General features: G+C 52.5%; 12 protein-coding genes. 8 read left to right on the top strand and 4 right to left on the bottom strand.

Translation table 11 applies throughout. The features are described from left to right. From VKV29_RS05905 to VKV29_RS05890, 4 genes are all read left to right on the top strand, one after another. Positions 1 to 203, top strand: a 203-nt coding sequence (locus VKV29_RS05905; RefSeq protein ID WP_324200381.1) for a substrate-binding domain-containing protein, incomplete at its 5' end; no start/stop codon positions are given. A 74-nt stretch (positions 204 to 277) separates the two neighbouring features. Continuing rightward, positions 278 to 1078 (top strand): DUF1559 domain-containing protein, encoded by an 801-nt coding sequence (locus tag VKV29_RS05900; protein ID WP_324200380.1) that lies wholly within the window; start codon positions 278 to 280, stop codon positions 1076 to 1078. 70 nt (positions 1079 to 1148) lie between these two features. Then, positions 1149 to 1337, top strand: coding sequence for a hypothetical protein (locus VKV29_RS05895; RefSeq protein ID WP_324200379.1), 189 nt, complete (start codon positions 1149 to 1151; stop codon positions 1335 to 1337). Positions 1338 to 1372: 35 nt separating this feature from the next. Then, on the top strand, positions 1373 to 2365 hold the full coding sequence (locus VKV29_RS05890; protein ID WP_324200378.1) for a tetratricopeptide repeat protein: 993 nt from the start codon (positions 1373 to 1375) through the stop codon (positions 2363 to 2365). On the opposite strand, the gene VKV29_RS05885 is transcribed toward VKV29_RS05890, so the two are convergent. Together VKV29_RS05885 and VKV29_RS05880 are read right to left on the bottom strand one after the other, a co-directional pair. Then, complete coding sequence (locus tag VKV29_RS05885) at positions 2362 to 3423, bottom strand: chemotaxis response regulator protein-glutamate methylesterase (RefSeq protein ID WP_324200377.1); 1062 nt, start codon at positions 3421 to 3423, stop codon at positions 2362 to 2364. The genes VKV29_RS05890 and VKV29_RS05885 overlap by 4 nt on opposite strands. A gap of 80 nt (positions 3424 to 3503) precedes the next feature. After that, positions 3504 to 4619, bottom strand: a complete 1116-nt coding sequence (locus tag VKV29_RS05880) for a hypothetical protein (protein ID WP_324200376.1) — start codon at positions 4617 to 4619, stop codon at positions 3504 to 3506. Positions 4620 to 4817: 198 nt separating this feature from the next. Here VKV29_RS05880 and purN point away from each other — a divergent pair, with 198 nt between their 5' ends. Genes purN through VKV29_RS05860 form a run of 4 tightly spaced genes read left to right on the top strand, consistent with a single transcriptional unit; the run spans position 4818 to position 7798 of the window. After that, on the top strand, positions 4818 to 5477 hold the full coding sequence (purN, locus tag VKV29_RS05875) for a phosphoribosylglycinamide formyltransferase (RefSeq protein ID WP_324200375.1): 660 nt from the start codon (positions 4818 to 4820) through the stop codon (positions 5475 to 5477). 27 nt (positions 5478 to 5504) lie between these two features. Then, positions 5505 to 6179 (top strand): OmpH family outer membrane protein, encoded by a 675-nt coding sequence (locus VKV29_RS05870; protein WP_324200374.1) that lies wholly within the window; start codon positions 5505 to 5507, stop codon positions 6177 to 6179. Between the two features lie 6 nt (positions 6180 to 6185). Next, the gene (locus VKV29_RS05865) at positions 6186 to 7382 is read left to right on the top strand and encodes a HAMP domain-containing sensor histidine kinase (protein WP_324200373.1); all 1197 of its coding nucleotides are present in this window, start codon (positions 6186 to 6188) and stop codon (positions 7380 to 7382) included. Between the two features lie 8 nt (positions 7383 to 7390). Continuing rightward, the gene (locus VKV29_RS05860; RefSeq protein WP_324200372.1) at positions 7391 to 7798 is read left to right on the top strand and encodes a thioesterase family protein; all 408 of its coding nucleotides are present in this window, start codon (positions 7391 to 7393) and stop codon (positions 7796 to 7798) included. A 57-nt stretch (positions 7799 to 7855) separates the two neighbouring features. Here the strand turns inward: VKV29_RS05860 and VKV29_RS05855 are convergent, their stop codons facing one another. Continuing rightward, entirely contained in the window at positions 7856 to 8674 is an 819-nt protein-coding gene (locus VKV29_RS05855) for a succinate dehydrogenase/fumarate reductase iron-sulfur subunit (protein WP_324200371.1), read from the bottom strand. Between the two features lie 52 nt (positions 8675 to 8726). Continuing rightward, on the bottom strand, positions 8727 to 9525 hold a 799-nt coding region (locus tag VKV29_RS05850; protein ID WP_324200370.1), incomplete at its 5' end, for an FAD-binding protein.

The following is a 9525-nucleotide window of genomic DNA, read 5'->3' as shown; positions in this document are numbered from 1 at the left end:
GTTTCGACGATCCGACGGCGGTGGCGCACGCGGTACCTAAGCTAACAACAGTGAAGCAGCCGCTAGAGGTCATGGGGCGTGAGGCCATCAAAAAGCTGCAGGAGATGCATGAGCGAGGGGTGATGAAACTTTCCGACCCCGACAGAATCTTCCTGCCTTGTACCCTCATCGCCAGGGAGTCTACGGCGCCTCCTCCTCAATGAGGGGCGAATGAACATTTTGTGCTTTGTACGGCAAGGCACAAAGTAACCAAAACAACTCAATCGGAGGAATAGTAATGCAAGGTAAAAGGGCGTTTACACTGATTGAATTGCTTGTGGTAATCGCAATAATAGCGATTCTTGCAGCAATTCTGTTCCCTGTGTTTGCACAGGCTCGGGAGAAGGCACGCTCGATCTCGTGTCTATCGAATCTCAAACAGATCGGGCTGGCGACTATGATGTATGTGCAAGATTACGATGAGACCTTTTTCCAATTGCCGTGGCATCAAAACCCTGGAGATACCGGATGTCCCCCTAATCCGAATGCTCCCTGCCCTACCGTGTGGTGGAGCGATCTGCTTATGCCCTATATTAAAAATCAGCAGCTCTTTAGTTGCCCCAGCAATAGCGACACGCTGTTCAGCACGTGGGGATATACCCCTCCCAACTATCGTGTTACGTATGGCTTGAGTGATTTCATCTTTGATGAAAACGGAGATCAGGGAGGACCTTACACGCTAGCGCGACTTCAAAGTCCCGCCGATCTCGCGATTATCAGCGATGACCGCTATGCGTGGAACTGGCATACGTGTCAACCAAATGGCAATGGGGGTTATGCCTTTTATTGGGACTGGTCTGATCCCCTTTCTATATGGGCTGGGTATGGTGACTTCAAAGGGAACTCGCGAAACCCACGTCATTTCAATGGGCAAAACTTCGCTTATGCCGACGGCCATGCAAAGTTTGGGGTACTAAGTGTACCTGCACCAGATGCGGGACAGGGTTTTGCGAATGGGTTATACTACGGAGCGTTTCGTAGCGCGAAGGTGTATGACCAGAATTATAGTGATAAGGGATGTAGTCAGCCAACGAACTAAGGGCACTCTTGGAAGCACAGGAGGAGAGGTGCCTCTCCCCCTGTGTAATAACACTCAAGGGGAGAAGAAAATGCGACAGAATGTGAACCCAGTTGTTGCTGGGATCGTCTTTGTTGTGGTGCTTATTATCCTCATCCTTATTGGAATCAAGGTGTTTGGGGGAGGAGGAGGCTCAAAACCACAACCGATGGATTATAAGGTTCCACCACCGGCAGCCAGTGCGGCGCACTCGCAGAGCAACCGTTCTACTGCTCCATAGACTAGATAGGGAATGCGAGTTTTTATATCCATAGGATGACGGGCTTTTCTGCTCGGGTCAAAGTTATTCTCACGGCTGCGGCCATTCTTATTGGTGCTGCGGTCTGGCTTCGGATACACTTTACTGAACCGGTGCCGCTTATGCGGCGCTATATGGATGCCGTTCATCTTGCAGAGGCGGGAGACTACGTGCACGCCGTTGCCATTTGGCAGCGGCTTTTAGTGGAGTATCCCTCCTTTCCTTACACCTACTTTCAGCTGGGGCGTTTTTACGCCCGAACCGGCCATGCGGCACAGGCGGTTCCCTTATTGCAGCGCCTCGTGAGCCAGCATCCCAGGTTTCCTGAGGCACAGCAGGTTTTAGCAGAGGCCTGTTTGGCAATAAATGATGCTTCCTGCGCCCTACAAGCCGCCAAACAGGCTGCTGCTCAATCACCACATTCGGGTGTGGCCCACAATCTGCTGGCTGCTGCCTACGGTAAAAGTGGTGACCTTGGGGATTGTATCCGTGAAGTTCTCTTGGCCGAGCGTTATGCTCCTTCTAACGCCACGATATGGTTGCATGGAGCCAATATCTTCCAGCAAGCGCAAGACGTGCGTCTTACAGAGCAACAGGCTCGTCGTTGTGTGCAACTTGACCCTAACAACGGGCGGGCATGGTATCTACTTGGATGGGCACTGAACAACGAGCCGGGCGCACCGAATGAACTGAAAGCACTGCACGCTCTTCAACGGGCCGCTGCATTGCAACCACAAGACCCTCTTACGCTGACTGAACTAGGTGACGTTTATCTGAGGTTGCAGAGATATCGAGAGGCAGTACAGACTCTGTCGAAAGCGCGGAATATCACTGCTCTCCCCGAAGCGGATGGGGGCTACAGTCAAAAGCACCTCCTGGCACGCGCTCGTGTGGCACGTTTGCTTGCGATTGCCTTTTTGCGAACATATAAGCAGGCTGATGCTAAGAGAATGTTCATGGAATGCCAAGTCCTTTCTCATGAAGCGGATAAGGCCCCCATGAAAGATTAGGCACTCAGAGGACGTTGGATGCTTTCTAACAGGCGAATAATCTCTCTTGCGATGCGGGGCAGAGGGAGTACAAACTCGGCGGCACCGAGGGCGATGGCGGCTCGCGGCATGCCGAAAACCACGCTTGTTGACTCGTCTTGAGCGATGGTAAAGGCTCCGGCTTGTCGTAGCTGATAAAGCCCACGAGCACCATCTTCCCCCATACCGGTAAGCAGTACGGCAATGGAGTTGGCCTTGGCGCTCTCGGCAGCCGAGTTGAAAAGGGCATCTACCGAAGGCCGATGCCGGTTTACCGGCTCGGACTTTTGTACCTGCACATAGTAGCCGGTGTAAGCACGATGCAGGGTGGTTTGAAAATCGCCTGGTGCTAGCAGCGCAAGACCGGGTTGAACCCTGTCGCCATCTTGTGCCTCCTTTACACGAAAAGCGCATAGTTTGTCGAGGCGCTGGGCGAACGAGGCCGTAAAGCCAGGCGGCATGTGTTGCACCATGACGATGCCGGGAATGTTAGGGGGGAGTGAAGTGAGAATTTCGCGTATGGCTTCCGTGCCACCGGTAGAGGCCCCGATGAGAATCACCTGATGCATGAGCTGTTGAGGTGCTAATCTTGCCGCGAGAGCCTCGGAGGAGTTTACTTCCTGCGGAACGACATGGGCAGATGCAGCGATCTTCACTTTTGTGAGCAACTCTAGGGCAGCATCACCGTTTGATATACTAAGCTGTTGTAGAGTAGGTTTTGGGAAGAAATCTACTGCCCCAAGCTCAAGCGCTTTGATCGTTGTTTCGCATCCGTGTTGTGTTAGGGATGAGACCATAACCACAGGGAGGGGATGCGTCTTCATAAGGTTGGCCAAGAAGGTGAGACCATCCATGTGGGGCATCTCCACATCGAGAGTGAGCACGTCAGGGGAAAGTTCTTCAATTTTTTGAGAGGCTTGCAGCGGGTCGGATGCGGTACCCACCACGTCAATCTCTGGATCGGAGGCAAGCAGTTTGGTAAGCAAAAGGCGCATAAGCGCACTATCGTCCACGATAAGAACACGGATTCGTTTATCCATAAGGAGAGGAGCCTATACCCTAGAGTAGTGAACTCAGCTTTATTGTAGGCTAGGTGTAGAGGATTCTTGAGTGTGCCACGTCACTCGTACAGTTTATGGAAGACGCCGGCAAATATCCAACCAACGATGACCACGATGGGTGACCAACCCATGGCGAGGTGAGCGATGAGCAAGAGAGGGTTTGTTTGTACTCCAGCGAAGGGAGCGAGCCACTGCACGTCTAGGTGACCTAACCATGCCGGCTGAACAACAAGGAGCGACAGGCTGCCTACGATGAGACAACCCACGAGGCCAGGGTTGGTGTTATGACGCAACAAGGAGATAATGCTGTAGATAACGAGGCCGATGAGAGGGCCGAAAAAGAAGATAAGGCCAATGGCCAAGGGAAGATCATCGGGGTCTTCATCGAACCATGGGACAACGCGCATGACGGGTAACAAGAGACCACCAAGAAACTGCGTAAGCAGCATGGGAGCCCAAAACAGATTTTTTTGGTAGAGAGGGAACAGCCCGGCAAAGGCAAGGAGTAGGGCAAGCACCGCGGCATAGCGTGCTGTGATCGGCCATGGGTTGGGCGGGGCATAGGCCTCTAACTCTTCCGCCGCAGTTGGACGCGGAGTTGGTTGCTTAGGTTGAGATGGCTCCTGTTGAGGAGCCGTTGCAGGGGCAGATTGAACGGATGCGGCTGGTTGAGAAGGAGCGAGAGAAGCGGCTGGCGGAGCGGTCTCGGTTGATGTTAGGGTGTTATCATCAGAAGGAGTAGACTGAGTTTCTGTTGCTTCCTTTTGCGGGAGCTTCAAATTAGCAAGGACCGAGGCGAGAGGATCGGGCGCCTTATTGGAGTAGGCTGGTGCCGGTGTATTGTCGGTAGTAGATTTCGATTCCAGAATCTCCGACAGAGAGGCTACACGACGAGACGGAGGAGGTACGGCGGGTGGTGGGGTATGTTTAGCGGCACCAAAGGCGGGGCCGGAATGCTTTTTGGTAGGGGGCACGATGGCGGGAGCGGGACGATGAGCCTTAATAACCTCCTTCTTGGGAGAAGGCGCTGCCGTGGAATCGACCTCAGGTTCGCTCTCTTTGGTAACCTCGGTTGTGGTTTGTTCTGCGGTTTCTTGAGCCGACTGTAGAGGGAGCCCACAGACGCTGCATCGATCGGTGGTGGTGCTTTCCATGCCGCAGTGTTTGCAGATCATCGTCAGAACCTATCTCCTCGCCCGAATTGAAGGAGGCCTATGCTTGCCGAAAATAGCCCTTACCCAAATCATTATAGCATAGGTTGGTTTCGTCTGCACGAATTAGCCGGTGGATGCGCTAGAATCTTCTAACACAGCGTTCCAAGGAGTGTCTAATAGATCAGGGATAGTGGGAACGCCGACTTGGGGGAAGAGAGCTTGACAGAGATTTTAGAGCCTTTGGGAGAGGCGCAGATAGCGGTCTTTGTGTCGGGAGAAGCTCGGGGCAGCAATATGCAGGCGCTGCTAGACGCCTGTATGGAGAAACGAATACTTGGTGAGGTTCGGGTTGTGGTCGGAACACGAGCAGAGGCCCCTGCGTTGGCACGAGCACGCGACGCCGGAGTGTCCGTTCATGTTGTGTCTCCAAGAAAGTATGAGGGGCAAGAAGACGCCTATGCCGAGGCGCTTCTCCGTCTTTTACAACGATATGCGATCAACCTAGTCTGTTTAGCGGGCTACCTTCTGCGGCTTCCTGAGCCGGTGGTGGCGGCCTATCCCTATCGCGTGCTTAACATCCATCCGGCATTGCTGCCGCTGTTTGGTGGGAAGGGAATGTACGGGAAACGGGTTCATGAGGCCGTCATCGAGAGCGGAATGAAGGTGACCGGTTGCACCGTTCATTTTGTGGATAATGATTACGATACGGGGCCTATCCTCGTGCAGCGTGCAATACGGGTGTTCGACGAGGATACACCGGAGACTTTGGCGGCACGACTTTTACCCGAAGAACATAGGGCCTATGTGGAGGCTGTAGAAATACGCACATCAAGGTGGTTGCGTGTGGAGGGGCGACGTGTGGTTACATATCATCCCTAAAGTCATGCGAGTAAAGGAGGAAGTAGAGTGAAGGGAACCACGTTCTTACAAATAGGTGCGTTTACGCTTGCTCTATTGATTGCGGCGGGAGGGCTTCGTGTGAGTGCCGGAGATAATCAGGGTATCTCATCACCACTGCTTCGATCCGACATTGCAAGGGTAGATATGCAAAGGGTCTATGAGGCCTCAGATGCGCCTGCCGTTGTTGAGCAGAAGTACCAAGATGCCATGTTGAAAGCAGCCGATCAGTCGCGCCTGGCGCGGCGGGTGGCTTTTCTTACCCCAGAGGAGCTTGGTGAGTTTTTGCATCTCATTACTTTAGACAATCCAACCCCGGCACAGCAGGCACGAATAAAGGAGTTGCAGAACCTTTCCGATCAGCGCAGCGCACAATTAAATTCTCTCATTACCAAGCCCGATAAGGAGTTAACCCCGGCCGATCGCACCACACTGCAGACGCTGCAGGCGCGCCAGCAACAGTATCTGCAGGACGTGTTGCCAGGCATTGACAAGGAGCTGAGCGATAAGGCACTTCAATCGGTGGACGATTGTCGTAAAGACCAGTTAGAGCAGTTGCGCAACGTGGTCGCCGAGGTGGCGAAGAAAAAAGGTATTCATGAGGTATGGAGTGCCGACACCCTCGTTTATTCCGACAACGATATCACCAATGACGTTATTCAAGCCTTACAGAAGAAACATTAACAGGTTATGCCCATGCAGAGCGGTACACCGCTAGATGCCGTGGCCCAATGGCTTTTATCCCATCGTCGTAAGCTGCTGAACGAATGGCGGCAAGAGGTCAGTCGAATTTTGTGGCATTTAAACCCCTCCTTACTCGGACCTCGTGGTGAACTGCGACAGAGGGTCACTCAAATCCATGACTGTATTGTGCAAAACCATCTGCTTCAACAGTCCTCAGAACGGGTAACGGAAGAGGAGGAACTGCTGGTGGAGCAGATCGCTGAAATGCCGCTTGCATGGGGCGATTTGAGCGCTTGTTTCAAGACGCTCGAGCGATTGGCTATGAAGTATCTTTGTGAGGTGCCAGAGGTTGGGGAACTAGGCTCCTATCGGTACGGAGCCTACATCAACGAGTTCCTCTTGCGCATTGCATCGCTACGGTTACATAAAAGCGAGGCAAAAGAGATCGCCCTTCGTGACTCGGAGGTAGTGAGGCGCCATCGGCTTATGCGATTCCTCTCGAACGCTTCCCATGATGCCCGTGCCCCTCTTACGACCTTGCTAGGTTTCACAGAGCTTTTGCAAGAGGAGACTTATGGACCTTTAAACGAAGCGCAACAGACTGCACTTGGGCATATCTATCACGCCTCTCTCCATCTGCAAGAGATACTCGATAATCTCTTTGATCTACTGAGAGTACAGGATGAAAGGAGGGAACTACATCCACGGCTTTTCGATCTGAACGTCTCCATAAGGGAGATCATCGAAATGCTAAAGCCCTTAGCTCAGCGACAGGGTGTGCAACTTAAGACTGCTTTGAACGCTCCCTTGCCCTGGATTATCGCCGATGAGAGCCTCGTTCGGCATATTATCTATCACATGATACTTGGGGGTCTGCGATCAAGCAAAAAAGATGGCGTCGTTAGCTTAAGCGCCCAGGTGACGGATCAGGAGCTTACCATTGTGGTGACGGATTCTGCAGCACCCGTTCCTCAACAGAAGCTTTCTGCCATCTATGGGCTTTCGGTAGAGCAGGAGCCTGATGCTATGGGAGGTCTAGAGAGGGATTTCGGGCTTTCATTAGCCTGTCGCTATATTGAATTGCATCAAGGCAGGCTGGAGGTAAAAGCCAACGAGGACAATAGTGGTAATGTCTTTCTCATACACATCCCGGTACGTGTTCATGCATCCTACGATGTGGAACTGGAGTCGGACCAGCCATGAAGGAAGGAATGCAACCGACAAGAGGTTCTCAGACTGAGATTCGCGTTCGATATGCTGAATGCGATCCGATGGGAGTGGTTCATCATTCGAACTATCCCATTTGGTTTGAGGCGGCCCGCAGCACATTTTGTCGGGAGCGAGGCATTGATTATGCAAAGATGGAGCGTGATGGCTACGCCATGCCCGTGTTGGAACTGCATTGTCGTTTTATAAAGCCGGCGTATTATGAAGATTTGGTGGTTGTGCGAACATGGCCTAAGGAGTGTAGGCACAGTTTGTTGCGAATGGGATATGAGGTATGGCGTGGTGAAGAGCTTTTGACAGAGGCCGAGACGCTACAGATGTTGATCGAGCGTGCGAGCGGCAAACCACGACGTTTTTCCGAAGAGCTGTATGAGCGATTTATGAACCCCTAAAAAAGCCTAGCCGGCAGCCTCCTCAACGGTGCCGGCTCATATCAAGCGAGGCGCCGGTTACTTGCCAGGACGTGGGCTTTTGCTGATAATTTGAGTCTGGCTTTCTGGCACACTGCTTAAGGGTTGCTTGTGTTCGTGTTGAATAACGCCGATGCGTCGGAGGATGAGAGTAACGGGATCGAAGTAATCGTCAGCAACGCGTTCCTTCAGCGGGATGATGGCATTATCGGTAATATGAATATGCTCGGGGCAGACTTCGGTGCAGCATTTGGTGATGTTACACATTCCTACCCCGGCCTCGCCATGGAGTTGTTCTCGCCGATTGAGATTATCCATGGGGTGCATATCTAGGGCAGCGATGCGAACCATCTGTCGAGGGCCAAAGAAAGCATCCTTACGGTTATGCTCGCGCAGAATATGACATACGTCCTGACATAGGAAACATTCGATGCATTTACGGAACTCTTGAATGCGCTCTACATCGGCCTGTTGCATGCGGAAGGGTTTGCCTGCGAATTCCGGTTTGGGTTGCAGGGGCGGGATTTTGGCTGCGATGCGATAGTTCCAGGATACGTCGGTCACGAGGTCTTTAATGAGAGGGAAGGTGCGCATGGGGCCGACGGTAATAACACCAGAGGGAAATTGGTCTACGCGTGTTTTGCACATCAGGCGTGGTTTTCCATCTATCTCGGCGCTGCAGGAGCCGCATTTTGCCGCCTTACAGTTCCAGCGACAGGCTAATGTGGGGTCAATGTGCTGTTGAATGTAGTGGATGGCGTCGAGTACAACCATGCTTGGTTGTACGGGCACCTCGTAGGAGACCATGTGGCCTCCATTGATATCTCCTCGAAAAACACGGAGGGTAATTTTCTCCATCGGTTTTTCTCCTCGTTTGAATGCGTGTGGGCGTTTACTCCGGCCTCGTTTCTCACTTAAAGAGCGCTTTTAGTCGTTCGGGCATTTCGGGCAGGGGGCGCGGCTCTATTTTAATGCGTTGCCCATCTTTCACTGCAATTAGGTTATGTTTACCCCAGAATGCATCATCGCGATCAGGATAGTCGAGGCGCCACTGGGCGCCACGGCTCTCTTTGCGTTCTAAAGCACAGCGTACGATGATTTCGGAAGTTTTCAGCATAAAGCGTATCTCGCGCGCGGCATGCCAACCGGGATTAAAGCAGCGATCTCCATCTACGTGAAGATGTTCCGCGCGTTTTTGTAGCTCTTGAATCTTCTCGAGCGCTTCAAGAAGCCCCTTCTCGGTTCGCGCGATCATGGCATGTTTTTGCATGGTATCCTGAAGCTCACGATGGATATCGTAGGGGTTTTCACCCTCTTTTGTCTCTAGGGGTAAGAGGAGATAGTCTTCCTCTTCGGCGATCTGCTTCTCATCTATCTTGCCAAAGGAGGCCGTCTTTGCATAGATGGCGGCATGTTCGCCTGCGCGTTTCCCAAAGACAAGAATGTCTGATAAAGAGTTGCCACCGAGCCGGTTGGCTCCATGAAGTCCTGCAGCGACCTCTCCCGCGGCATAGAGCCCTGGTACGGTAGTAGCGCAGGTTTCAGGGTCTACTTTTACTCCGCCCATTGTATAGTGGATGGTTGGATAGACCTCCATAGGTTGTTTGGTGATATCCACATCACCGAGAGCGTGAAACTGTTCGTACATACTCGGCAGTTTGCGCTTGATATAGTCCGCTCCACGATGGCTAATATCGAGATAGACGCCG

It is taken from the genome of Chthonomonas sp. (genome assembly GCF_035294165.1).
GTDB lineage: Bacteria > Armatimonadota > Chthonomonadetes > Chthonomonadales > Chthonomonadaceae > Chthonomonas.
This window is presented reverse-complemented; position numbering and strand designations above follow the sequence as displayed.